This is a genomic window from Aliiglaciecola sp. NS0011-25 (genome assembly GCF_040370605.1).
In the GTDB taxonomy this organism is placed as follows: domain Bacteria; phylum Pseudomonadota; class Gammaproteobacteria; order Enterobacterales; family Alteromonadaceae; genus Aliiglaciecola; species Aliiglaciecola lipolytica_A.
This window is the reverse complement of record NZ_BAABWR010000010.1, coordinates 1-24359: the sequence shown is the minus strand read 5'-3', so window position 1 is coordinate 24359 and position 24359 is coordinate 1. Positions and strand designations below refer to the sequence as shown.

Here is a 24359-nt window from a genome sequence, read left to right as displayed (position 1 = left end):
GATTTCCAGCTTGCCTACCTACAGTCACTATTCAGCCTGTGCAGTAATGAATGAACCTATTTGCGTAGCGTTGCGCTTTGCAGAAAATTCAACCAAAGATTGACCAGAACAAGTAACATTGTTATCAGCTAAAACACGCTTAAGAACACGCTTTCTAGAAGAACCTAGCTCGCCAACAAAACGGTTTAATGACAATTTGAAAAGCTCTACGTCGTTGTTGACTACTGCTTTACAAAATGATGCATACTCTAAATCACCAATGAATTTTACGCTTTCAGCAGAAGACTCTGAAGCTGAAGCTGTAAATGGAACAGATAGGGCAAGCAAACTTGCTAATACTAATTTTTTCATAATGGACACCTATTTAATAAATATAAAATAAATTTTGAATCACTGATTACCTAACCAGTGAGATTTATTGTAATTAAATTTCAGTTTAATGTTGTTTTTATACTGTATAGGTTTGATTAAAATTGTGTTACACGCTTCCGAAAAACGTTACATTTGATTCTAAGTGGTTGATTTGGTTGGTTTGTTAGGTTTTTTCATATATCATAAAAATATATCTTTTCTTATTTTTATATGAAAGTTGTATTGTAATTTAATTACAAAACGCCTTGCAGCCTATGTTTAACAAGGAGTTGTTAAAAGAATTAACTGTTTTTTACATCAAAACGCGAGAATTTAGGAATACCTTGCGCGGTAACTAAGCTCAAAGTGGTTGTTGCTAGTCAGTTTTTCGAAGCTTATTTGATGCACCAGAAGCAAGTAGCGTTCAGTTCTTTCGTTGTTTGTAGTTATTTGCTCACAGTTCGCGGAATAAAATGTGGGCTATAAGAACACAGTTAAGCATCCCTTCAGCTTTTATTCATCTTAATTGGTCCACAATGATTCTCAGATTAACAGGAAAGTTTTTGGAGTAAGCATGACCCGATTTACATTAATTAGTACTTTTTCACTAATGTTCTCAATCGCTTCGTTTTCAGCCTTGAGTGCGCAAAGTGATACAACGGAATCCATCAGTGTTACTTCTACAGAATCTCAATACGGTTCAGTGTTAGCTCAAGTGAACAAAAAAGGCGTACCGGGAAGTGTTCAAAAACAATCAATGGAGTCAGTTTCATTAGATAAAGCTGAAGCCCACAAAATGCGGCAAGCGGCAGCGCCTTTAACTAGGCCACTTGATCGTGACTTACGTATGGTCGAAGACGATCCTGATTTTTGGATTTACGATGCAACCGTATTTTTAGATATAGATCGCGATGCTGACGGATATTACTCTGGATTCACTCTGGAATTTGATGCCGACACTATTTATACCGAAGCGGAGGTTTATGCCCGTTTATATTTGGCAAGAGGTGACGTATTTGAAGAATATCACACTACCTCGCTATTTTTTATCAACGGTGATTCTAGTTCAGATAGCTATGTTATTGAGAGTGACCTGCAAACTGGTTTTCCTCCCGGTGATTATGAGTTGTTAATTGAACTCTATGACACCTATGACAATCGTTTAGTCGCGATCTCTGATGGATATAGTGATGCAGACTTAAGTTTACTCACACTTGAGAGTCAAAGTTACGAACAGCCACAAGTAATTATCGTCACTGAACACGGTGGAAGTTTTGGATTTCTTACCTTGTTGTTAATACCAATACTAATGGGAAGAGTATTTTTCACAAGAAGTTAGGTTTGGTTAGGTAAGATTTTCTGGGAGCTTAGGCTCCCTTTTTTTATGAGTCTAATTTGTACAAAGAAATTTTATTTAAGATCTTGAAGTTTTTGTATCAAACAATATCTACCTTGATATGCCAATTTGGGCTGACTTAGGCTAGCATGCTCGCCACAGTTTTGAATGTTGTATTAACTCACCCTTTTGTATTTAGCGGAGATTAAGTTTGAATAAAAGTATTGCCACTAATGGTTTGGCCGCATTGTTAGTGTTGGTTGGTTTCGGTTTAGATAATAGCATAGTGAAAACCGTGGGGTTATTTGCTTTGTCAGGGGCACTTACCAACTGGTTAGCCGTTCATATGTTATTTGAGAAAGTCCCTGGATTATACGGTTCTGGCGTGATTCCTGAGCATTTTGAAGACTTCAAATTAGGTATTCGAAATTTGATTATGGAGCAGTTTTTTAATAGCGAAAATATTCAACGTTTCTTGACGGATAATAAACCTTCTTTAGCTATACATGTGGGCGCGCTGCTCAAAAAAGTGGATTTAAACCCCACGTTTGATTCGTTGGTAGCGGTGATTAAAGAGTCTTCATTTGGGCAAATGCTTGGTATGTTTGGAGGTGAAGCAGCCTTAGAGCCCCTCAAACAGCCCTTTGTTACTAAAATGGAAACATCACTTGAAGGTATAGTTCAAGACCCAGCATTTATGGCTGCTCTGCAAGAACAACTCGCTGGATCCAATTCCAATGACGATCTCATAGCAAATATTAATAAAATTGTTGAGCAGCGTTTAAATGAGCTCACGCCAACCATGGTAAAAGTACTCGTACAACAAATGATTAAACAGCATTTGGCTTGGTTAGTGGTATGGGGAGGTGTATTCGGCGGTTTAATTGGTTTAATAGCGGCAATCTTTGTTTAGACCGGGGGATGGCTAATTTGATGGCGACTAGGTATAAGCTGATTTAAGCCTTTTTCATTGTTCTCGCCAGTTAGCTCAGTGCTAACTGGCGCAGAAACTAAAAACCCCGGTACAACCGGGGTTTGTGTTTAGAAAAAGATTAAACTCAGAGTGCTTGAATCGTATCTCGCTGTTCGTTGAGTTTATTTATCTGCATTTGGAAGTCATCCAATTTAGCTTTTTCTTTGTTAATAACAGCTTCAGGAGCATTGCTGACAAATTTCTCATTGCTCAGTTTACCTTGTGTACGGGCAAAATCTTTTTCGATTTTGTCCAAGGCTTTAGCAATTCGCGATAGTTCCGCGTCTTTATCTATCAGACCTGCCATTGGGATAAGAATTTCCATTTCGCCCACAAGTGCTGTCGCTGAGGCTGGCGCTTTATCGCCGGCTTTCAGCTCTGTAATGCTCTCAAGCTTCGCCATTTTTGCTAAGAAACTCTCACTCAAGTCTAAGCGAGACTGATCTTTGTCACTGACATTTTTCAAAAGTACATTGAGGGGTTTATTGGGTGATATATCCATTTCACCACGAATGTTACGTATTCCTACAATGAAGCTTTTCACCCATTCAATATCGGCTAATACACTTTCGTTTTGACGGGAAGCATCTAATTCAGGAAATGGTCTTTCCATGATGCTATCGCCTTCAAGCCCACATAAAGGTGCCACTCTTAACCAAATTTCGTCCGTAATAAATGGCATAATAGGGTGCATAAGACGCAACAGACTTTCCAGAACATTGATAAGTGTATGTCGAGTGCCTCGTTTTTGCGCATCAGTGCTGGTTTCAGCATTCAGAACTGGTTTAGACAACTCTAAGTACCAATCACAGAATTGATTCCAAGTGAACTCATATACAGCTTGGGCGGCAATATCAAAACGATAATCTTTGAGCGCCGATTCAAATTCACTTAGGGTCTGTTGAAAACGTGCCCAAATCCATTTATCAGCGAGACTTAATTCCAACTCACCACCCTGAATGCCGGTATCTTGTTCTTCGGTATTCATTAATACAAAACGTGAAGCATTCCACAATTTATTGCAGAAGTTACGGTAACCTTCCACTCTGCCCATATCAAAGTTGATATCTCTGCTGGTGGATGCCATTGCTGCAAAGGTGAAACGCAACGCGTCAGTGCCATAGGCATTGATACCATCTGGGAATTGTTTGGTCGTGCGTTTGGTTATGGCTTTAGCTTTTTGCGGCTGCATCATGCCCGCGGTACGCTTTTCCAATAACGCTTCTAAGGTAATACCGTCAATTAAATCGATAGGATCAAGCACGTTGCCTTTCGATTTAGACATTTTATCCCCTTGCTCATCACGAATAAGTCCAGTGATGTATATTTCTTTAAAGGGAATCTTGCCGGTGAATTTTTTGGTCATCATGATCATTCTGGCTACCCAGAAGAAGATAATGTCGAAGCCAGTTACCAGCACTGAACTAGGCACAAAAGTTTCTAATTCCGGTGTCTCTTTCGGCCAGCCCATAGTGGCGAATGGCCAAAGGGCGGATGAAAACCAGGTATCCAATACGTCTTCATCTTGGCGTAAATTAACATCTGCGCCTAGATTGTGTTTTTCACGCACTTCGGCCTCATTGCGGCCTACGTATATTCCCCCTTTATCGTCATACCATGCTGGAATTCTATGGCCCCACCATAATTGACGTGAAATACACCAATCTTGAATGTTGTACATCCATTGGTAATAGGTTTTATTCCAGTTTTCTGGGACAAATTTTATCTCACCGCTTTCTACCGCTTCAATCGCAGGTTTGGCTAAAGATTCAACGGCAACATACCATTGGTCTGTTAAGTAAGGTTCGATTACCGCACCTGTGCGATCGCCTCTAGGCACTTTTAGTTTGTGATTTTCGACTTTAACTAAAATATCCGCCGCTTCTAAATCTGCGACAATTTGTTTACGCCCATCAAAGCGGTCTAGCCCTCGATATTGCTCCGGAGCGGTATCATTTATTTTTGCGTCTGCCGTGAAAATATTAATCATTTCTAGGCTATGGCGTTTACCCATCTCATAATCGTTAAAATCATGGGCTGGGGTAATTTTCACGCATCCAGTACCAAATTCCGGATCCACATAATCATCAGCGATTATCGGAATTTCTCGTCCAGTTAGCGGTAATGTGATGCTTTTACCAATTAAACTTTGATAACGTTCATCATCTGGGTGCACTGCCACGGCGGTATCGCCAAGCATTGTTTCTGGTCTTGTTGTCGCTACCACTAGCTCGCCACTGCCATCCGTTAGCGGGTAGCGCATGTGCCACATGAAGCCATCTTCTTCTTCGTTTAACACTTCTAAATCAGACACTGCGGTGTGTAACACTGGGTCCCAGTTTACTAGGCGTTTACCACGATAAATTAGACCTTCTTCGTGCAATTTAACAAATACTTCTTGAACTGCTTCAGACAGGTCAGGATTCATCGTAAATGCTTCTCTTTCCCAGTCTGGAGAAGTACCTAAGCGGCGCATTTGTTGAGTAATATTACCGCCTGATTCCTCTTTCCAATCCCAGATTTTGTCGACAAAGGCTTCTCGGCCTAAATCATGGCGGGTTTTACCTTGTGCATTTAATTGGCGTTCTACAACCATTTGGGTGGCAATACCTGCATGGTCAGTTCCACATTGCCAGAGAGTATTATCGCCTTTCATTCGGTGATAACGAATCAGTGAATCCATGATGGTATGCTGGAAAGCATGTCCCATATGTAGGTTACCAGTAACATTCGGTGGTGGTAACAAAATACAGTAAGGGTCACCTTTTCCGCTGGCTTTAAAATAGCCTTTTTGTTCCCAGAGTTGGTAACGGGCTTGTTCGATATTCTGTGGACTAAAAGTCTTATCCATGTTGATTCTCATTAATGCTACTCGCGGGCAGGTTATGCATGTTTAATCCTGCTGCGCGGTATTGTTTATATCTTTCTCGAGCCTGTTGCTTAGCGGTTTCTTCTGCGGGCACAAAATCGAATATTTGTTTGAAGCGCTGAGCGTCGCTGGGCACTTGGTTGGCAAGGTTGATTACCACTGGCCTATTGCCGGGGTTATTCACCTGCCAGCATATTTCCACTGGAGCGCCTCCACTTGGGCCTTCGCCACTTAAATTGTGGGGGACAAAAGCCTCCAGTGGTTGCTGCCAAAGAAGCTCATCGAAGGCTTCAGCTGTTTTTTTATCGTCACAGATAACTAAACAACGGCGCTTATTACGATAGCTATTGGCGGCTAATTCACATGCTGTTAGCCAGTGCGCAGGATGCTCTTCATCTGCTTTTTCTAGCATGTAAAAAGTAACATCAGTCATTACTCTTCAGTTTCCAGTCCTGCACGATTCATCAAAAACTGGGTCATCATAGGCACGGGTCTTCCGGTCGCACCTTTGTCTTTGCCACTGCGCCATGCCGTGCCAGCAATATCCATATGCGCCCAGTTATATTTTTTAGTGAAACGAGACAAGAAGCAGGCCGCTGTTATGGTACCTGCTGCACGTCCACCTAAGTTGGTCATGTCTGCAAATGGGCTATCCAGTTGTGATTGATATTCATCCCACAAAGGTAAGCGCCAAGCTTTATCACCACTTTGCTCTGAAGCATTTAGCAGTTCGTGAGCTAAAGGATTGTGATTACTCAATACGGCAGATGCATGGGCTCCTAAGGCAACGATACAAGCACCGGTTAAGGTAGCCATATCAACAACTAACTCAGGGTCAAATCTTTCTACGTAGGTCAATGCATCACATAACACCAAACGACCTTCGGCGTCGGTATTCAGAACTTCGACAGTTTGCCCTGACATGGTTGTTAGAATATCACCTGGACGATATGCGTTGGCATCGGGCATGTTTTCACAGCCAGCTAAAACGCCAATCACATTGAGTGGAATGTTCAGGGCGGCAATGGCATGCATAGTACCTAACACGCCCGCTGCACCACCCATGTCATATTTCATTTCGTCCATGCCTTCGCCTGGCTTAATAGAAATACCACCTGAATCAAAAGTCAGTCCTTTGCCGACCAAGACTACTGGCGCTTGATCTTTCGGGCCGCCATTGTGATGAATAATCGTCATAATCGATTCGTTAACTGAACCACGCCCGACAGCCAGATAAGAGTTCATTTGTAATTCGGCCATTTGCGCTTCATTTACCGACTCAATTTTGATGCTGGCGTAATCTTTTTCTAATATTTTTGCTTGTTCCAACAAATATGCTGGATTACAAATATTAGGTGGCATGTTAGCTACATCTCTTGTGGTTTTCATTCCAGCTGAAATAGCCAATCCGTGCTCAACAGCACGTTCGCCAGCAGGCAATTCGCGACGAGTCGGCACATTGAAAACAATTTTACGCAACGGACGACGGGGCTCGCCTTTTTTAGTTTTGAGTTGTAAGAAGGTGTATAGTGAGTCTTGGGTTGTTTCTACTGCTTGGCGGACTTTCCAATAAACATCTCGACCTTTAACATGCAGTTCACTTAAGAAACACACCGCTTCCATCGAGCCAGTTTCGTTAAGTGTCTTGATGGTTTTATCTATAATTTGCTTGTACTGACGTTCGTCTAATTCACGTTCTTTTCCGCAACCAACCAATAATACTCTTTCACTTAGAATATTAGGGACATGGTGAAGCAACAGCATTTGGCCGGCTTTGCCTTCCAAGTCGCCTCGTCGTAACAGGTTACTGATATAACCTTCGCTGATTTCGTCTAGTTGTTCTGCTACTGAGGTTAAACGTCGGGGTTCAAATACACCAACGACTATACAAGCGCTGCGTTGCTTTTCAGGGCTACCGCTTTTTACGCTAAATTCCATGCTAATTCCTCATTGTAATCGAAGTAACTGATGCTATGTTATTCAAATAATGACCAGCAATCAGTCAGCAATATATTTTCAGGATTGTCTGTCTTTTTGCTATTGCCTGACAGATTCGAAGAAATTCAAGTCCAAGAGTGGCTTTATTTAAAGTCATTCATACATTAAACTTGTCAAAACACTAAGTTTACTTAAAAATTCGCATCATGCCACTAAAAAAGCGACTTTTCCCTTGGACAAAAAGTGCTGATATTCCGCTATTTACTTAAAGAAACCGTAAAGTCACAATTGGCTGTGTTTCTTGTCATTATGGCCATTTTCCTCACACGTAATTTCGTGCGGGTATTGGCAGACGCCTCCGACGGCGAAATTCCTGCCAGTTTAGTGCTAGGCTTTTTGGCCTTGAGCACCCCTTATTTGGCATCTTTAATCTTACCCTTGAGCTTATTCCTCGGAGTGATGTTAGCCCATGGACGCATGTACGTAGACAGTGAAATGTCGGTGATGCGAGCCTGTGGCATCAGCGAATGGTATATCACCAGAGTGATGTTGGTGCTGTCGGTATTGATGATGGTAGTGACCGCCACTTTAACCTTGTGGTTGGCTCCCTTGTCCGTTGAAAGTGAATATCAATTGCAAGAAAAAGCCGGTGCCGAAAGTGGTTTGACTGCGTTAATCGCTGGTCGCTTTCAAGAAACGGCCAATCGTAAGGCGGTGATATTTGTCCATGAAATAGATTCAGATAATGCTTCATTGAACAAAGTGTTTCTTGCACAGCACGACAAACGCGACGAACAAGAGGTGCATATTGTCTATTCTCAAAAGGGTAAAGTCAGTTTGGATGACGAAGGCTCACAGCAATTAATTTTGCAACAAGGGGTTCAATATGAAGGTAAACGGGGCAAAAGGGATTACCGAGTTGTTGAATTCGATCAGTACCAAATTGAAATTTCAGAACGGGAAGCCGAACAAAAGCGCCGTAAAATGACCGCCATCCCGACTATGGATCTATTGGAGGATGACAGTATTGAAGCGATTGCTGAATTACAATGGCGGATTGCAATCCCGTTGTCTTTGCCTTTCCTTATTTTAATTGCTGTTCCATTGAGTTCAGTAGACCCACGGCAAGGCCGATTTGGCAAAATGTTCCCTGCATTATTACTTTATCTTGGATACTTTATGTTATTGATGGCAGGCAGAAAAGTATTAGAGGATGGTAAAATCCCCCCTGCTTTTGGATTATGGTGGGTGCATGCTGTGGTGTTGCTAATTGGAGTGACATTAGTGGTCAAAGGTCGTCCGATTGGAGTGCGGTTTAGAGCCGCGTTTGGCAGAGGGTAGGCATGTTTCGTATTCTAGATATTTATATTGCTCGCACCTTGCTTGGCACCACGGCGATTAGTTTGTCTGTACTTGTAGGTTTAAGCGCTCTGATTAAATTCGTAGAGCAAATGAAAAGCGTCGGCCGTGGCAGTTACGATATGACCGCAGCTGGTATTTATGTGCTGCTCAGTTTACCCCGCGAGTTAGAGCAGTTCTTTCCAATGGCCACCTTATTGGGCGGTTTGATCGGATTGGGTATTCTGGCAAGCAATTCTGAGTTGGTGATCATGCAATCGGCCGGGTTATCACGTTGGAATATCACAGTATCGGCAATGAAAACGGCCATTGTGATGGTTTTATTTGTGATGGCAATTGGTGAATGGGTGGCACCTGTTACTGAAGCAAAGGCCAAAGAAATAAGAACCCAGGCTATATCTGGCGGCAGTTTGTTTTCATCTGACAGTCTGGTGTGGGCAAAGGATGGTGATAACTTTGTGAGCATAGGTGAGGTTGTTGACCGCAATAATCTTATCGATATCAATGTCTACGAATTTGATTCAGATTTGAACCTTCGTCAGATTACGAGCGCTGAAAAAGCGGAGTTTGTGGATGACGTTTGGCGCTTAACAAACGTTGATTATACGTTTATTGGCGATAAAAAAATACGTGGACAAAATGTCAAGTTAGGCAGTTGGCAATCAACTCTCACTCCTGACAAATTGAGCGTGGTAAGTGTCAAACCCGAAGCATTATCAATTCAAGGTTTGAATGGTTACGTGCAATATTTAGAAAATAACAGCCAAGATTCGGGGCGTTATAATTTGGCATTGTGGCGTAAAATTTTGCAACCCGTGTCTATTGGCGTAATGTTGTTACTAGCCTTATCCTTTGTGTTTGGCCCGTTGCGCAGTGTGACTATGGGAGCTCGGGTCATTATGGGAGTATTAGCGGGGTTTGCGTTTTTCATTAGTAATGAAACCTTTGGCACCTTCAGCTTAGTCTTTCAACTGCCCCCTTTCCTCGGTGCAATAACGCCAAGTTTAGTTTTTGCTGCAATTGCCGGATTTTTGCTCAAACGCTAACCCCAAAAAATAAATCAAGGGGTCAGATCCCTTTGATTTATTTCAAGTTAAATATATAGCGCAGCATAAATATGCCAGCCATGATGTAAGTAAGGGCCGATATTTGTTTGTATTTGCCCATCCCCAGATTCACCCCGACATAAGTGATAAAGCCCAATGCGATACCTTCGCTTATGCTAAACGTGAGTGGCATTGTGAGTAAGGCTACAGTGGCGGTTGCTAACGAGGGCAAGTCATCAAAATCTAGTTGACGAATAGACTCCATCATAAATATACCTACCATCACTAATGCTGGCGTGGTTGCCATTACGGGCACTACAACCATCAATGGAGTGAAGAACAAGGCTAACACGAAGCAAAGGGCGACAATTACCGCAGTGAGCCCCGTTCTGCCGCCGGCTGACACCCCTGATGCTGATTCTACATATGATGTGACCGGTGATGTACCTAAGGTTGCTCCTACCACACTGGCTGCAGCATCAGCGGTCATGGCGCTGCCCATCTTCGGTAATTCACCATTACTATCAAGTAAGTTGGCTTTGCGAGATACGCCTATTAGGGTACCTATAGTATCGAACATATTCACAAACAGTAGGGCGAATATTAGATCCCAGGTGTGCGCAAAATTTTCTATGGGATACATAATATCCATTGCAAAAAACGTTGATGATATGCTCTCTGGTAACCCAACTATTCCGGCGGGAGTAGGGGTTAATGTACCTTCTCCATGGGGAATGAAGGCGCCAATAATGGCTAAACCAATAACCGATATTAAAATTGCCCCAGTAATATTCTTCGCGACTAATATGATGGTACCGACTATGCCCGCTAATGCCAGTAGGGTCACAGGTTGAGATAAGTCCCCTAAAGACACCAATGTGGCTGGGTTATCGACAATCAAGCCGGCATTTTTCAGTCCGATAAAAGCAATAAATAGTCCGATACCGCACTGCACACCTATCTTTAAGGCATTCGGTATAGAATCGGCAATTTTTTTGCGGATCCCCAATAACGATAACAGAACAAATAAAATCCCATTCCAAAATACAATACCAAGGGCCGCTTCCCAAGGCACCTCTCGAGTAATACAGATAGTAAACGCAAAAAACGCGTTGAGCCCCATGCCCGGTGCCATAGCAATCGGATAATTAGTCATGAATGCCATCAACAAAGTGCCAATACAGGCAGCCAATGCGGTTACCGTAATTAAGCCGGCGACGGGCATACCAGAGGCGGATAAGATGCTTGGATTGACTACTAATACATATGACATAGCGGCAAATGTCGTCAGACCGGCAATGCATTCGGTTTTAAAGTTTGTACCGTGTTGCGACAGACTAAAAAAGCGCTCTAAAAATGTGTTCATTGGATGATGTCTCTAGTTATTATAATTGACCTGATGTCTATCAGCATTTTTTATATTATTAAAATCAAGCGCTTGGTGGATTTTGGCGATAATTTTTCCAATCGTCAAGTAGGGCTTTTACGACTGTGCTACCTACCGTATAGGCTGATTCCAAGGCCGATTGCATGCCAGCAAAGCCCGCCTCACCGCTTTCCATCGCCAGATTTTCGGCGGCACTTAAACCTGTTGGTTGCATAGAGTAATTGCTACCTGTACGCAGCACCATCACTCTGTCTCTATCTACTTTATCTATTCGGTCTAAATACTCTATGGCTTGCATAGTGCCGGTGTCTTCCATACCGGAGCTGACAAAGTTACCCTGACCGTTGGTCCAAAAGGTTGTCCAGTCATTTGCCCATTGATTAAGTCGTTTTCCGTGCCAGAACGTAGACGAGGCAAGCTGATCACCTTTGAGCACAAAAGGTTTTTTCTGCGCATTTGCAAAGTCGCTGTATTTGGCCCGCAATTCTGCCATTGCTGGGTAATCTGTTAATTGAATATTTTTAGTGAGCTGAAAAGCCCATTCCGTTAACGATGGATTCAGTTTATAAACTTCACCGTTAGCGCTGTGCTGGGTGTCTGATGCGTGTTCTGAATCAGAATATGGAGCATTGGCAAAAAGCGGAAAATAACCAGAAGACCACTGTTCTGGAATTTCTCGTGCGTCAATTTGGTGGGCTAAGTCGCCATCTACAATCCATGTTGCCCAAGCGGCAGAACCAATAGATGCATCAGCGGGATCAAAACCCGCTATGCCGGCTACCAACCAATAGGCCTTACTTAAATCAAAGCGAGGATCTAAACCTAGCGCCATTATTGCTGCAGTGGCCTTAGCGGTGCCCATGCCGGTGACAATTCCCATCACGCCAGTGTCAGTATTCATATATATATCGTGATGTGAGTGGGGGAAATCGAATTTGGTTGAGAGTTTTTGGCCGGCCTTCCAAAGTTGGAATTCACCGGGTTTATCCCCTTCATCTTCACCAATTTCAAACATGGTTACCACAACCACTTTTACTTCAATCGCTGGTGGAAGCGTTGTTGAATTAGATTCACTGTTATCGACAGTACAAGCTGTCAACCCTAATATAGCGACACTGAATAATGCGCTGTTAAATAATTTTTGGAGTGTAATGCCGAACATTTGTCGATTCCTGTAAAAAGGGTAAATATGTCGAAACAACATATTTACCCTAATACCAATAAAACAATTAACTCATTTTAACGTTATTTTTAAGATTAAAATTTATAGCTAAATTTCGCTTGGTAATGTCTTGGTAACTCAGGTAGCACAATTTGCGCCCCAAATAGATCTGGGAAATTTGCGCGATAGTATTTTTCATCCGTAAGGTTCTTAATGGATAAACTCGCAGTCCAGGTATCTGCATCGTAAACAACCCCTGCATTGACCAAAGTATAGGCAGGTAATTCAACCGATTTAGAGAAGCTAGAGTAAGTTTCGTCAGCACGAATTACACTCCCGTTTATTGCAAAACCATTCTGGAAATCATAGGTCGCGGTTGCGGTGTAGATGTTTTCTGGAATCCCTTGTTTACGGGCATCTTCTTTACTTGCACCAACATCGATTAAGGTTAAGCCGATGGGATTACCACCAAATACAAGTGATGGGTCAGATAGGCTAGTCAGATCTTCAGCACCCAAGAAACCAAATAATGAACCACCTTCACCATTGTTGTATGCAGTTAGGTTGTATACTTTCATGTTGGTATAACCAGCGGTAACAACTAATTGCTCATTCACAACCCAACGTAATTCAAACTCAGTACCTTTGTTCTCAGTAGTTGCATTGGTAACAATCGCTTGTGCATTAAAATCGGAGCGTTCTTGTTTATAGGAAGATAAAGCAAAATACAAGGTATCATCTAAAAACGAGCCCTTGATACCAATTTCTTTCAATTCAGAAGTATCAAATGCACCGTTATATGAATTGCCATCATCATCAATCAATTGACCATAACCAATCTCAGCACCTTGACCTGCAATCACGGTTGCTTGTTCCGCTATCGTGATGTAGGGAATCAAACCAATTGGCGTTTTATATGAAATACTGGTGTTCCATGAGGTGCCATTGAAACTATCCTCAGCACTAACAACAGGCCCTTTCACCAATAGCTTATCGCCGTGGCTAGTGGTTTCTACATCGATAACGTCATAGCGAAGACCTAACACGATATTCAGGCCGAAATCCCAGGTTAAATCGGTCATCGCAGCAATACCATAATCGATGTAATTACCTTCGTCATAGTTATCGTAATTGTCGTCGATACGTGTGGCTAATTCACGTCTATCTAACGCGGTTGACTCCATGGTTAAATCGCGACGGTTAAAGTACTCATAGGTAAAATCATCACCATGTAAGAACTGAGTGCGTCGAATAGATGGTGACACCTGAAATTGTGCAAGTAGAGAGTCGTTTTCGTATTCAGTTGAAATAATCAATTTGTTTTCGAAAACAGAACTTTCATGGAATTGAGAGAAACCATAGGCATTTTCATTGAGGTTTTCATATGCCTCATAAAACATTTGGTTTTTAATTTCCCAATCATTTTCTGTGTAATAAATAATATCGAAATATAGGGTATCAACAGTGTTAGTTAGGACATCGTCGGCGGCAACTAATACCTGATTACCGCTTAATGTTGTGGTGCCAGGATTATCAAGCTGCATCAATTCAGTGGCGTCGGCATCGGTGAACGATGGTGCAAATGCATAGAAAAAGTTTTCTCCAGCTAGATTTACAGCACCATACTCTTCATGGGAAATAGCTCCTGAACCATCGGTATCAATATTTTTGGCGGTACCCGTTATGTAGGTTCCTGTGTCAATTAAATCTTGGGTTAAGCGGTTCCAACCGGCTACTTGATTTCCATCATAATCATGATGCATTCCACCAAATTCAAGGCGTAAATTATCAGTGATATCAATATTAAACGATGCTTGTAACACGGTTTGATCGGTTGCTGAGTTATCATAGTAGCTGCCAGAATTCTCAACTTCACCATAGAGATAGAAGCCCATTTTTTTATCGCCGATTGACGCTGGGCCACCTAATTCGGCAGTTAGGACACTTTTGTCCCAACTTCCTAATGTGTATGAGAATGCACCTTTATTTTCATCCAAATATTGGCCACCGCTAGCACGGGCAGATTTAGGGTTAAAGTTAAGGTATCCCCCAATTTTAGCTGGTCCGTAAATAGGGGAAGCTGGGCCTCTTACAATATCGATACTGCTTGAGGCACCAATTGGAGTTGGATAGTTTCCAGGGTTATCTAATCGTTTAACCCCTCGAAAATATGCTTCACCCGGAGTACCACGTACATCCAAAGAGCCCGCAACACCAAAGAATGATTGGGTATAAGTACCTGGAGCGAAAGCGACTAAATCATCTATGTCGGATACCGCAAAACGCTCGAGTTGTTCATCACTAATCGTGGAGGCTGAACGGGGAGTCTCCAGTATAGATTTTCCAAAACCGAATACTGACTCTACATCTTGACCAGGCAAGCTACCTAAGGAGCCTGTAATAGAGATGCGCTCCACGCTTTCAGTTGCATCTTCTTCAGCTTCTTGTGCATATAAACTCAAAGGCTGCAAAGTCGCAAGACCAATAGCAATTCCCAATGCTACCGGATGAAACTTTTGTTTGTTGTTGTTTTTCATAGTGTGTTTCCTGGCTTGTGTGTAATTCTTATTTGAATAAATTGATTTTGATTTCTGAATCAATTAGTCAAGAGAGTTAGCACAAAAGATGCCAGAGAGTTGACCGAATGGTCAGCTTTTTTATTGTTTTATAAGATGTTGAAATATAACGGTATTTATTGGTTTTTTGATGGAAGGGTTATTTTTTTCGCAGGCTGCTTAACGTCTAAGTGCACCACAAAAGGCCTAAAAAATGAGCATTGCACCATACTGAACACTCTGTGAAAAATAGCGCTTGTGAGCCTTAGATCCTTTTATTTACCGATGTCGTTGAATAATCCTAAATAGCAGCAAGAAACAATTCTGATTGAGTTTATTAGCGATGATTAAGTGCTTAAAGTGATTTCCAGGCACGGTGATGATTTGCATCTTTGCTTAACACCAGCATTTCTGTTCCTGCCAGTCTATCTTGCAAAGATTGTTTATTTTTCACATCAAATAATACTAAAAGTGTTCCCAATCCCCCTAATGAGAAAATAATTCGCATTAAAGCTCGACCGTAGCCCAACGGCTCATCGGTTGTACTAAATAAACGTAATCGCCAAGCACGCATGCCGATGGTTTGTCCACCATTTCGCCAAAACCACAAAAAGAAAACCAAAATCCAGAATCCAATCCAGATTTGCTCGCTGATTCTAAACCACAGGGATTGGTCAGTAAAATCCATGAAATGGGTAAAACCTTGCTTATCAATTATGCCATTTTCAAATAACATCAAGCCAATAACTGAATAAATAAGTCCTGCACACATGCCAATTGCCACGGCAACTAGGATGTCATATACCATAGCTGCTAATCGTTTAAAAAAGCCAGCACGAGGAAAATGTTGGGTAGTTTGGGTCATGTTAACCTAAATGATAATGATGCTATGGGCGCACAAAATTAGTTGGCAAAATTTAAACAAATCAAGCTTATATTGTATTCACAACAACATAAGCCATGCTGATTTTAACCGACCAAGTGAGTCAAAGAATAACGATCACGGGTTTCATTGGATTTTTTTCTGACTTCTTCCAATGCTTCGGCTTCAGATATTTCAAATAATGAATTAATTAAACGATGAAAATGGCCGTGCATAGCCGCTCTTGCTTCTTGAGAGTCATGCTTTTTCAGTGCCAAATAGATGCGTCTATGTTCTTCAAGACGATCTTGAACACTACTACTACATACACCTTTATATGCAGCAACAATTTGTGGCTGAGACTCACGTAACGTCCAATAATGTTGTATCGAATAAAGCAAAGCTGTATTGCGAGTTGCAGTAGCAATAATCGAATGAAATTCGCGATCAGCGGCTTCTGGCTCATCGCCATTTTCCATTGCTTTTAACGTTTTCTCTAGTGCTTCGAGTTCTTTATCGGTAATTGATAATGCAGCAAGGGCGGCTGCTTCTCCCTCAACTAAAGCGCGCGCTTGTGTTAATTCAAATGCGCTGATGTTGGGCGTAGATTCGCCTTTAGATGCAGTATCAATGACGTATACACCTGAACTCACTTTTACTTCAACTCTGCCTCTTACTTCTAGCGCAATTATCGCTTCTCGAATAGTAGGGCGACTGACTTCAAAGTTTTCTGCTAATTCTCTTTCTGGTGGAAGGCGACTGCCCACAGGGTAACGGCCAGCGTCAATCTGTGATTCAATTTTACTTACAATCTGCCAAAACATACGACGATTTTTCATTTTCTAAATTTTTCCTGAAACAAAATTTATACAGCAAAGAACAATTAGCCAGAGTCTGCATCTATAATAATGCAAATTGTACGCGTACTTAACTGCAATGCCAATTTGTATAGCCCAACGTGCTAACTGTACTAAGTTGAGCAAACAACTGAGAAATACATTGGTAAGCAAGATTAAGTTAAGGATCTTACCGTGCAGAGCAATTGATTTAATACAATTTTAAGTGGCTAAATACTTTTTATTTTGTACTAGTCTACACCTTATTCTGTTTACGAATCTTGTTAAGTGTTCAATTTTATTTAGCAATAATAATTCTCAGCAATAATGATTTCAACAAGCCTAGATTTCATAAACAAATACCTGACCATTTGATTTAGTTGTTTTATTTGGATTTGGTATTTTTGGTTATACCTTTTTTATGTTTTGGTTGACAATGCGGTTTGTTCAGGTAACTTACTCATGCCCGCGTACCCTGCGGAGGCCACCTCGGTGGCCTAATTTCCCTCTCTCTCATTTTAAATCTTTATATTTCAAACCCATCGACATTAATTTGTAATCATAATATTTGTGGTATGACCAATATTTGTAATTGGTAATGCTATCATTCTGTTTTGGTTAGTTTGTTGTTGGCGGTTTTTATTCAATACGAATCGACAGAAACTGGACATAATTAGCAGATCTTCATGATCTAGGTGTGGTTTTACAAACAAGTGAGCTAAATAATGGTGCAACAAAGTGATAATTCGCAGATATATTCTTCAAAACCTATTGTCATGATTGGGGAATGTATGATGGAGCTAAGTCAATACGGAGATGACAAGTTTCATAAGGGCTTCGCTGGGGATACTTTCAATAGCAGTGTTTATATGAAACGTGCTTTTGAGCAATTAAATGTTAATTTTATGAGTTGCATTGGCAGCGATACTGTAAGCACACAACTGCTCGATATGTTGCAATTAGAAGGCTTAGATAATCGTTTTATCGAAGTAGATGAAAAGCGTATTATGGGTGCTTACATGGTGCAAACAGATAATCAAGGTGAGCGTTCTTTTTTATATTGGCGCAACGACTCTGCGGCTAAATTGTTAATGCCGAACAAGCCCTTCAAGATTGCCAATTAATCTTTTTTTCCGGTATCACCTTAGCTATCTTAAATGACAATGATCGTGCTCAGTTACTGCATATGCTTTGTCGTTTGCGTAATAAAGGTGTCAATATTGCATTCGATCCAAATTATCGCCCCGCTTTATGGGAAAACGAAAAAGTCGCCCAAAATGCCATAGGTCAGGGTTTTCAGGTAGCCAATATTTTATTGCCGGGAATGGAAGACTTCGAACTATTTGGGTTGCGACAACGGCAACAAATTGTCAAATTTTTAAATAGTTGTGGCTTTGATGAACTGATTATTAAAGATGGCTCGAAGAGTGTTTTCGGCTATTCCTCAGATGCATGTTGTGAAGTGCTAGTTGCCCCTAATCCCGCCGTTATCGATACCACTTCAGCTGGCGATGCTTTTGCTGGTGTTTACCTTGGAGCAAGAATCCTAGGCTTAGATATGAAAAGTGCCATCGAAAAAGCGGCTGCAGTTGCCAAAGAGGTCACTAATCATCGCGGCGCGATTATGCCCCAAGAAAAATTTAAGAACTTCTGGAAAGGTTACAAAGCAGCGTAAAAGTCTTTGCTAGACCTAGGTTTATAGGTTGCATTTAGCCTTATCCAAGTACACTATTAGTTATTATGAATTTGGTTAAATGCCCTAGCAAAAATGCCCCCTGATCCTACTATCAATAAACGTCATGATTTAGTCTTGCGAGACATTAATCGTCTTAAACAAAAAATCACTTTTAATAATGTTCCACCGTTTTACCATGCAGTTTCGACTTCCTTAGGCCTAGCCGAAGGAATGTTTCGTTATGGCTTTGAGAACTCTCTTGATGGATTATTAAATCAGGCTAATTGGAATCCCAAAACCCTTGATGGTAAGGCCGGCCAGCTTGGCTCAGTCGAATTTACGCGAGCTCCTAGGTTGTCTATTTACAAGGTGTTTACCCATCGAGGGTTTGAAATTCATTGCATTCCTTGGATGAAAAACCAAGAAGTTGATAGAGATTTAATTAATCATCCAGATATGGAATTTAAGCGCTGGATCCCAAGTTCAATGAAAGTGTTGTTTCGCATTGCTCAGTTGCATACTTTTATACAAAGCTACTTTGATGTGGGGGACGAGGCTGATTTGGAGTTAATTAAATACGCGCATAATATTAGTGAAGATTTCATTGATGATTTGCAACACAAGCTGAATGTTGTCAAAGTCCACGGGATTTCAATCAGAGCATTTTTTGACGTAATGCAGAAAAAACACAAAGCAGGCGAAGATTTTTATTTACCTAAAGTGTATGACTTCAGTGAGCAATAAAGATCTTCGTTTGCGATTTTTAATTAGAGACTGCTTGCAGCTTAATTGAACCGACTTAAATTAACCTACTAGTGTCCTTTATGGGAGGCATGTCGTTTCGACAACCAAGTCGATATGGCAACTTCACCCTCGGCTCTGAGCTTAGCCAGTTTCTCGTCCGTCACTGTCTCAAGGGGTTTATTCCGCACACAAATAAGATTTTGATTAAATTGTTGGCAGCTGCCTTTGTGTAGTTGTAGGTTGGCTGACACGTATCCACAAGGGGTTGCTATAGCCTTCTCAGCGCATGCTTGTAATGCTGTATCGTCAATGTGCCCTTGATGAGCAACACTGTTAAAAGCAACTAATCCAACTATCAATACATATTTTTTCATCATTTTATCCTTAAATAATTACTCGCTAACCAAGTACCCTTGTTCACCTTTGAAACAACCGATAAACATATTTTCTCCAGCGCTCGCCGAATGGTAGTGATAGCCTCTAGTGTCATCACTATGACCACGACATTCGTCCAAGTCGTAATCTTCTTCGCCAGACATATTTAGCATTCCATAAATACCGTATCCGTCGATGGCATAACCTAATAAACTGGCGTGATTGTCGTCTTGAAATACCGATTCTGTGCAACCAGTTGAAGCATGATAGTGGTAGCCTTCAAACGGATTGATGTGTCCACCACAGTCATCAAACGCAGCGATGGTATTGGCTGCAAGAATAGCGTCAACAGGAGCAGGAGGAGCTAACACCACGCCGTTAACCGTTATGCCCAAATCGTTATTGTTGATACTGTCGGGATTGCTCATTGCAACGGGTTCTACGGGGATTAAAAAGGTTTGAGACACTGCACCACCAAAGTAAGTGAGTGAGCATTCGACACAGTGATTTTGGTATTCTTCTGCAACATTCGGACGGGCCGCACCTTCGCAAGAAGCTTGCGTATTGGTTACATTGACGTTGCCTGTTTCAGGATCATAAAGTTGCCAATCAGCGCCGTAGAGATTGGCAAGATTGAGAATAAATTCGCCATCAATATCATACACTTCCCCTGAACCGTCAAACCAGATTCCTCCTTCACTGGCATCGGAATAAATAGTAGGAGGACAAAAGGGACCGATGTCCGTTGTGACAGGCTCGCCAGCGATAGTGATCCGGTAGCAAGTCGTTGAGGTTCCACCTGATAAAGTGCAGTTTTCAATGGTAGGGGTTTCAAGTAGCGCACCATCGTGAAACACATCTGGGTCGAAAGTAGATTGGGTTGTCAGCGAACTGTCGTCACTGCTACTTCCATCATCAACAGTGACATCATCTGTTTGGCTACCATTACATCCGTACAACAATACGCTGCTAATTAACAGTGATAGAGCAAAACATGATTTTTTTTGCATTCTAGAGCCTCTACTTTGTACTCAATATTTGAATGAGCGAAAGCATAGCGACGAAATGTGCAGAGACTGTGCAAATAAAGTGTGTTTTTGATTGAATTTTAAAGCCCTTGGAAGATTCGCGGCCCGTATTTATTCGATTTTATAACCTACGCCATAAATTGAATGTAGCAGGGGATTTGCGGATTGACCTATTTGTAATTTAGCTCTTAGATTTTTCATGTGACTATCAATAGTACGTGAGCTAACAATTCGCTCATCCTCATAACAGGTATTCATTAGTTGGTCGCGTGAAAATACCACGCCAGGACGCTTAACTAAGGCCAGTAATAACCTAAATTCCACCGGGGTTAATTCAACGTGAACATCCGCTACTGTGGTCTGGTGACGAGCTAAATCCAGTTGAATATTTTTATAGGTAACTACATTGTCTAAGGAAATCGATTGTTGTTCAAATCGACGCAATATGGCTTGTACTCTTGCTACCACTTCTCGGGCGGAAAAAGGTTTGCAAACATAATCATCGGCTCCAATTCCTAAGCCCATTATTCTATCTATTTCATCTACTCTGGCGGTTAACATCAGAATCGGAACCGTGGAAAATTGACGAATTTCTTTACATAGAGTGTAACCATCTTTAAACGGCAACATGACATCCAGAATAACGAAGTCAGGGGAGTGTTTTTTGACAAACTCGATTACGTTTTTGCCATCGTGTAAAACGGTAGCCTGAAAATCTTCTAGTTGTAAAAACTCAACTAAGATTTGAGCAATCTTGGGCTCATCTTCAACAATCAGAACATGTTTTTGTTGGTTCACTTCTCACCCCTTGGTAATGGAAACATTACTTCGATACATAAGCCACCTAGCGAAGATGGTGATGCCTTAATTTGCCCCTGATGGGCTTCTGCAATATTTTTACTAATTGTAAGACCCAATCCTGCACCGGATTCTCTGCTGGTGCGCGATGAATCTACCCTAAACATGGGTTCAAATAGCTTCTCGCAATCGCTATGTTTAACTGATGGTTTGGAGTCGTTGATGCGTAAGCTAATGTGCTCTTGTTGTACCGATAAAGCTATATCTATCTGCCCAGGCGTATCTGTATATGCAATGGAATTCATTAGCAAGTTCAAGCACAGTTGTTCAATTCGCCTATTATCCATGGTCATCATAATATTGTGTTGAATGTCGGCGGTTATTTTTATCGACTTTGCTCCTGCGTGCTGGCTAACACTTTGAATGCAGCGTTCAACAGTTTCGGATAAGTTTGTCTGAACCATGGAGTACTTCAATGCTCCCACATCCGATAGAGATAGTTGGTACAAATCTTCAACCAGATGATTTAGACGCTCAGTTTCCTGTTCCAGAGATAGTAAATTTTTCAAGTTAAAGGGTCTAACCCCTTCTTTTAATAAATCAATTTCACCGGTTAGCACTGTTAACGGAGTTCTCAATTCGTGAGAAATATCCGCAAAAAGCCGATTTTTGGCAGAGCGGTTTTTATTTAAGGTTTGGCTTAAGTAGGAAACGTTATCCATTAGTTCGCCAAGTTCATCTTTGCGATTTGTGGTGAGATTAACAGCGTAATTGCCGCTACTAAGTTGGGAAACACCTTGCATAATTAGTTTGATGGGCTGCAACAATTTACGAGATACCAACAGTGACAGCAAGCCGGCCAAAATTAAACAGACGAGTCCAATAATTAAAAAAGCAGAAAATTGTTTTTGCGCAAATAGGTTTGCTGACTCAGAGGAGCCTTCAATGCTTGGCCAGCTTCTAAGTTCGCCCACTTTTATATTATCTATATACAATGGATAGCTAAACGAGTTCTGACTATTATCTGAGTGGTCATCACCTGAAAGTAGCGCGCCATTTACGTCGAATAACCCCGTTGGAGGGCCGGACGTGTTATCCCGCCAGGGCGCGCCTGGATTGGGCTTCTCGTTAGGTCTATTGGCAAGCAGTTGCTGGTGGGGAGGCGGAGCATGTCTTGGCCGCTCTCCACCACCTCTATTATTCATGGGCGGATGTTTTGGCGGAGAATTAAAACGTTTATTGTTGTTGATAAAGTCTTCCAGACCAATCCGTTGAACGTCTTCCCAGCTGTTCTTGGACAATACATATTGCGCCAGTACATCGTTACTTATTTTCTCAAGACGGCTTTGTTCGATACCAGAAACAAATTCCAGAAATCCTTGTTTAAAGCTCCACTGGGCAAGGCTTAAAGAAATCACCAGCATAGTGGTGATAAGGCCCAATAAAATCAAAAATAGTTTAGTTGTCATTTTCATGGCGCAAGTATATCGGGTGAATTTGGCTTGCACTAGTCACAAAAGCTGAAGTAGCGCTTTATTCCACGGTAAATGCACACTTTCTGCACATTCATTTGTTAACCTTTAACCAGTGAAAATAGTCAATTTAATCGTTTACATCTTTTAATTTTGGAGAATTGTATATGCAAAAATCAGTGATGACACTTTTGATTTTGAGTTCCGTTTTAGTCAGCCCATTAACGCTAGCAAAGCCAGATAGAGAAGGGCGAGGTGGTAAGCCTCCGCAAGAAGCAATCGAAGCTTGTGAAGGAAAAAGTGAAGGCGATGAAGTGAGCTTCAGTACGCCCCGTGGTGATACTATTACCGCTACTTGCCAAACCATGCAAGACGAACTTGTAGCTGTGCCGGAAGGGCATGGACAGCGCAGATCCGAAGACAATAACTAATACCGGAGCGAACAATGCAAATTAATAGTCAAAGCAGTTCAATCAATATGTCAGATATCAACATGGATGATACTCAACAAAGACGTCCGCCACCACCGCCACAAGGAGCAGTGCCGCCAGGTCTTGAGTCATCAGTGGCGTCTTTATCATCTGAGCAGCAAGAGCAAGTGACATTCATGTTGAGTTCTTTATCTAAAGATCAGCAAGCGGAATTGAAATCATTTCTGGATAGCAATAAGTCTCAGGCAGATAAGCTAAGTGATGAGGAAAAAGGCAGTCAATTTCTTAACGCGCTTTCTCAAATTAGCGGACAAAAATCCAGTTCTGATAGTTTGTTAACTGTTGATACTTACGCTTAGCAGTAAAAATTCAGTTCATGAGCACATCATTTGTCCGATTATGCCTAATTTATCGACATTTGATGATGTTCATTGCATAAAATACTTGCAAGCAGAAATTGCGAAGATATAATGCCTGCCACTCGTTAGCACAGCGAGTATACCAAACACTTAATCAAATAGATTAAGCGTACGTTGCCAGAGTGGCGGAATTGGTAGACGCAGCGGATTCAAAATCCGCCGCCAGTAATGGTGTGCCGGTTCAAGTCCGGCCTCTGGTACCAAACATTAAACCAACTTTTTAGTTGGTTTTTTTGTGTCTGAAATTTGAGTTAATCTCAACTCGCCGGACTATTCGTGAGGTGAGGTCTTCGAATTAACGCTAGACAAAACCCAATTTGAACCCATCCATGGTGGCTCACCCAGCCACGCCATCCTTGGCGTGTCGTGCGGCTGGGCGCAACTGCGTTGCTAAAGAAACCAGCCTTACCCTCTGGTACTAAACATTAAACCAACTTTTTAGTTGGTTTTTTTGTGCCTGAAATTTGAGGTTGCCCCCAGTAATGATGAAGAGCTCACTTTTGTAGGCGGGTGCTTTAGCCTCGCGGTTGCCGTTTGATGCCATGGCCTAAAGACCATGCTACAGGTTGTTTTTTTGTGCCTGACATTTGAGGTTGCCCCCAGTAATGATGAAGAGCCCACTTTTGTAGGTGGGTGCTTTAGCCTCGCGGTTGTCGTTTGATGCCATGGCCTAAAGACCATGCTACAGGTGGTTTTTTTTTGTGCCTGAAATTTGAGGTTGCCCCCAGAAATGATGAAAAGCT

22 protein-coding genes and 1 tRNA gene are annotated in these 24359 nt (G+C 41.7%); 10 read left to right on the top strand and 13 right to left on the bottom strand.

Going from position 1 to position 24359, the window contains the following annotated elements; all coding sequences use genetic code 11:
* Positions 1-27 precede the first annotated feature (27 nt).
* Positions 28-351 (bottom strand): DUF3718 domain-containing protein, encoded by a 324-nt coding sequence (locus tag ABWV72_RS10110; RefSeq protein WP_216048775.1) that lies wholly within the window; start codon positions 349-351, stop codon positions 28-30.
* Between the two features lie 574 nt (positions 352-925).
* Between ABWV72_RS10110 and ABWV72_RS10105 the strand changes: the two genes are divergently transcribed.
* Both ABWV72_RS10105 and ABWV72_RS10100 read left to right on the top strand, forming a co-directional pair.
* Positions 926-1690, top strand: coding sequence for a choice-of-anchor H family protein (locus ABWV72_RS10105; protein WP_216048774.1), 765 nt, complete (start codon positions 926-928; stop codon positions 1688-1690).
* 208 nt (positions 1691-1898) lie between these two features.
* Positions 1899-2600 carry a DUF445 domain-containing protein gene (locus tag ABWV72_RS10100; protein WP_342805137.1) on the top strand — a complete coding sequence of 234 codons (702 nt, stop codon included), beginning with the start codon at positions 1899-1901 and terminating at the stop codon, positions 2598-2600.
* Between the two features lie 145 nt (positions 2601-2745).
* On the opposite strand, the gene ABWV72_RS10095 is transcribed toward ABWV72_RS10100, so the two are convergent.
* Genes ABWV72_RS10095 through pepA form a run of 3 tightly spaced genes read right to left on the bottom strand, consistent with a single transcriptional unit; the run spans position 2746 to position 7467 of the window.
* Positions 2746-5511, bottom strand: a complete 2766-nt coding sequence (locus ABWV72_RS10095; RefSeq protein ID WP_353370359.1) for a valine--tRNA ligase — start codon at positions 5509-5511, stop codon at positions 2746-2748.
* Positions 5504-5962, bottom strand: a complete 459-nt coding sequence (locus ABWV72_RS10090; RefSeq protein ID WP_216048771.1) for a DNA polymerase III subunit chi — start codon at positions 5960-5962, stop codon at positions 5504-5506. Before ABWV72_RS10090 ends, ABWV72_RS10095 begins: the two co-directional genes overlap by 8 nt.
* On the bottom strand, positions 5962-7467 hold the full coding sequence (gene pepA / locus ABWV72_RS10085; RefSeq protein ID WP_216048770.1) for a leucyl aminopeptidase: 1506 nt from the start codon (positions 7465-7467) through the stop codon (positions 5962-5964). The genes ABWV72_RS10090 and pepA overlap by 1 nt, the downstream gene beginning before the upstream one ends.
* A 243-nt stretch (positions 7468-7710) precedes the next feature.
* Between pepA and lptF the strand changes: the two genes are divergently transcribed.
* A complete protein-coding gene (lptF, locus tag ABWV72_RS10080) occupies positions 7711-8808 on the top strand; it encodes an LPS export ABC transporter permease LptF (RefSeq protein ID WP_216048769.1) in 1098 nt (365 codons plus the stop codon).
* A 2-nt stretch (positions 8809-8810) separates the two neighbouring features.
* The gene (gene lptG / locus ABWV72_RS10075; protein WP_216048768.1) at positions 8811-9872 is read left to right on the top strand and encodes an LPS export ABC transporter permease LptG; all 1062 of its coding nucleotides are present in this window, start codon (positions 8811-8813) and stop codon (positions 9870-9872) included.
* Between the two features lie 37 nt (positions 9873-9909).
* Here lptG and ABWV72_RS10070 read toward each other — a convergent pair whose 3' ends face one another.
* The 5 genes from ABWV72_RS10070 to ABWV72_RS10050 all read right to left on the bottom strand — a co-directional run bounded on the left by ABWV72_RS10070 (position 9910) and on the right by ABWV72_RS10050 (position 16677).
* Complete coding sequence (locus ABWV72_RS10070; RefSeq protein WP_216048767.1) at positions 9910-11238, bottom strand: NCS2 family permease; 1329 nt, start codon at positions 11236-11238, stop codon at positions 9910-9912.
* A gap of 64 nt (positions 11239-11302) precedes the next feature.
* Positions 11303-12421, bottom strand: coding sequence for a purine nucleoside permease (locus tag ABWV72_RS10065; protein ID WP_353370355.1), 1119 nt, complete (start codon positions 12419-12421; stop codon positions 11303-11305).
* Between the two features lie 95 nt (positions 12422-12516).
* A complete protein-coding gene (locus ABWV72_RS10060; RefSeq protein ID WP_342805130.1) occupies positions 12517-14958 on the bottom strand; it encodes a TonB-dependent siderophore receptor in 2442 nt (813 codons plus the stop codon).
* 373 nt (positions 14959-15331) lie between these two features.
* A complete protein-coding gene (locus tag ABWV72_RS10055; RefSeq protein ID WP_353370353.1) occupies positions 15332-15841 on the bottom strand; it encodes an RDD family protein in 510 nt (169 codons plus the stop codon).
* A gap of 104 nt (positions 15842-15945) precedes the next feature.
* Positions 15946-16677 carry a FadR/GntR family transcriptional regulator gene (locus tag ABWV72_RS10050; RefSeq protein WP_216048763.1) on the bottom strand — a complete coding sequence of 244 codons (732 nt, stop codon included), beginning with the start codon at positions 16675-16677 and terminating at the stop codon, positions 15946-15948.
* Between the two features lie 722 nt (positions 16678-17399).
* Between ABWV72_RS10050 and ABWV72_RS10045 the strand changes: the two genes are divergently transcribed.
* From ABWV72_RS10045 to ABWV72_RS10035, 3 genes are all read left to right on the top strand, one after another.
* Positions 17400-17798 carry a PfkB family carbohydrate kinase gene (locus tag ABWV72_RS10045; RefSeq protein WP_353370350.1) on the top strand — a complete coding sequence of 133 codons (399 nt, stop codon included), beginning with the start codon at positions 17400-17402 and terminating at the stop codon, positions 17796-17798.
* Positions 17759-18349, top strand: coding sequence for a PfkB family carbohydrate kinase (locus ABWV72_RS10040; RefSeq protein ID WP_353370509.1), 591 nt, complete (start codon positions 17759-17761; stop codon positions 18347-18349). The genes ABWV72_RS10045 and ABWV72_RS10040 overlap by 40 nt, the downstream gene beginning before the upstream one ends.
* 93 nt (positions 18350-18442) lie before the next feature.
* Positions 18443-19093, top strand: a complete 651-nt coding sequence (locus tag ABWV72_RS10035) for a hypothetical protein (RefSeq protein WP_353370348.1) — start codon at positions 18443-18445, stop codon at positions 19091-19093.
* 68 nt (positions 19094-19161) lie between these two features.
* On the opposite strand, the gene ABWV72_RS10030 is transcribed toward ABWV72_RS10035, so the two are convergent.
* From ABWV72_RS10030 to ABWV72_RS10015, 4 genes are all read right to left on the bottom strand, one after another.
* Positions 19162-19470, bottom strand: coding sequence for a hypothetical protein (locus ABWV72_RS10030; RefSeq protein WP_342805123.1), 309 nt, complete (start codon positions 19468-19470; stop codon positions 19162-19164).
* Between the two features lie 15 nt (positions 19471-19485).
* Positions 19486-20478 carry a YHYH protein gene (locus tag ABWV72_RS10025; RefSeq protein ID WP_353370346.1) on the bottom strand — a complete coding sequence of 331 codons (993 nt, stop codon included), beginning with the start codon at positions 20476-20478 and terminating at the stop codon, positions 19486-19488.
* A 129-nt stretch (positions 20479-20607) separates the two neighbouring features.
* Positions 20608-21294 (bottom strand): response regulator, encoded by a 687-nt coding sequence (locus ABWV72_RS10020; RefSeq protein WP_216048758.1) that lies wholly within the window; start codon positions 21292-21294, stop codon positions 20608-20610.
* A complete protein-coding gene (locus ABWV72_RS10015) occupies positions 21291-22763 on the bottom strand; it encodes an ATP-binding protein (protein ID WP_303499316.1) in 1473 nt (490 codons plus the stop codon). The genes ABWV72_RS10020 and ABWV72_RS10015 overlap by 4 nt, the downstream gene beginning before the upstream one ends.
* A gap of 170 nt (positions 22764-22933) precedes the next feature.
* On the opposite strand from ABWV72_RS10015, the gene ABWV72_RS10010 reads away from it, so the two are divergent.
* The 3 genes from ABWV72_RS10010 (at position 22934) to ABWV72_RS10000 (ending at position 23819) form a co-directional block, all read left to right on the top strand.
* A complete protein-coding gene (locus tag ABWV72_RS10010) occupies positions 22934-23197 on the top strand; it encodes a hypothetical protein (protein ID WP_303499318.1) in 264 nt (87 codons plus the stop codon).
* Between the two features lie 14 nt (positions 23198-23211).
* Entirely contained in the window at positions 23212-23556 is a 345-nt protein-coding gene (locus ABWV72_RS10005) for a hypothetical protein (protein ID WP_353370343.1), read from the top strand.
* Positions 23557-23732: 176 nt separating this feature from the next.
* A tRNA-Leu gene (locus tag ABWV72_RS10000) sits at positions 23733-23819 on the top strand.
* The last annotated feature ends 540 nt before the right edge of the window (positions 23820-24359 follow it).